Source organism: Moorena sp. SIO3I6 (genome assembly GCF_010672095.1).
In genome coordinates, this window is sequence record NZ_JAAHHU010001231.1 from 1 (window position 1) to 1,521 (window position 1,521).

Annotated in this window: 2 protein-coding genes; one reads left to right on the forward strand and one right to left on the reverse strand. The window is 47.9% G+C overall.

The window, feature by feature from the left end; genetic code table 11:
- A partial coding sequence (locus F6K49_RS47990; RefSeq protein WP_293109662.1) for a transposase occupies positions 1-571 on the forward strand: 571 nt, incomplete at its 5' end.
- Between the two features lie 266 nt (positions 572-837).
- Here the strand turns inward: F6K49_RS47990 and F6K49_RS47995 are convergent.
- On the reverse strand, positions 838-1,521 hold a 684-nt coding region (locus F6K49_RS47995; RefSeq protein WP_293109664.1), incomplete at its 5' end, for a tetratricopeptide repeat protein.

Consider the following 1,521-nt stretch of genomic DNA (forward strand, 5'->3'; position numbering starts at 1 on the left):
ACGGTGGCTTCCCTTGGAATATCAACCATTGTTACGCCAAGCCCGGTGGATATTGCGTCAACATGCCGATGTGATGCTCAAAGCCGACCGAGGTTTCGCCAACCATGCTTTGATGAACTGGTTACTTTGGAGCAATTGGCACTATTGTCTACGGCTGCCCTGTGATGTCAATTTGCATGGTCCGCGTCGCTATCCGATTGAAGTCAGTTATCTGTGGCCACAAAAGGGAGAAGCAGTTTTCTATCACCATGTGGGTTTATGGCAAGATGGAAAACACCGCTCTCATCTGGTGTTAGCCAACGTCAAAGGGGTCAAAGAGCCTTGGGCGGTCATCACCGATGAAACCCCCACTTTAAAAACTCTGTGGCAATACGGTTTGAGGTTCCGGGTCGAGGAATTATTTTTGGACAGTAAGTCGGGAGCCTTTGAACTCGAAGACTCCCGCATCCGCTCGGCCAGCGCTCTCGAACGGCTCTACTTAGTGGCTGCGGTGGCACTACTGTACGGCACGACTCAAGGCATGGCTGTTCAACTACAAGGTCTGCGACGGCAGGTCGTTCGCGTAGCGTGACCAAAGGTCAATCCTCATTGGCAAAGGGGTCTGAGCTACCTGAAAATTGGTCTGCGCTGGCTAACGGGAGTCCTCCACAAAAGTCGTCAACTTTTAACACCCGTCCCCTTGCTACCCAAAGACCCGCAACCGTGCTAAGCTTGCTCAAAAAGCTCGTCAGGATTTTTACGTTCGCGTAGCGTGACTGCATGTCAATCGCATCTGGTTCTCACGGATTCAGTCGTTACAGTGTCGAGCCTGATACCTCTTGGTTTCACACAGATGTGTCAGGCAGCCAGGGATTTAGCTTCAACCAGGAGGTGTCCGATTACCCTAGCAATAGCTATGGATTGTTGGTGGTAATCAATCGGTTTTTTGTAGTCTTCCAGATCATAGTATGCAAGACCCAGATTACCCACGAAGCGATATCTACCCTTGCGGTCTCGGATTTCCCTAGCAATAGCTAAAGATTGTTGGTGGTAATCAATGGCTCTAGAGTAGTCTCCCAGCTGATAGTATGCATTACCCAGATTAGTCACGGAGGCAGCTTCACCCATGAGGTCTGTAATTGTCCTAGCAATAGGTATGGATTGTTGGTGGTAATCAATGGCTTTTTCGTAATCTCCCAGATGATAGTATGCATTACCCAGACTAGCTAGGGAGTTAGCTTTACCTCTCCGGTCTTGGTTTTCCCTAGCAATAGCTAAATATTGTTGGTAGTAATCAATGGCTTTTTTGTAGTCTTCCAGATGATAGTATGCATTACCCAGATTACCCAGGGAGTTAGCTTCACCAATGAGGTATTGATTTTCCCGAGCAATAGCTATGGATTGTTGGTGGTAATCAATGGCTTTTTTGTAGTCTCCCAGCTCATAGTATGCAAGACCAAGATTATTCAGGTAACCAGCTTCAGCCTCGTGGTTTCCGATTTCCCGAGCAATAGCTATCGATTGTTCCTGGTAATCAATGAC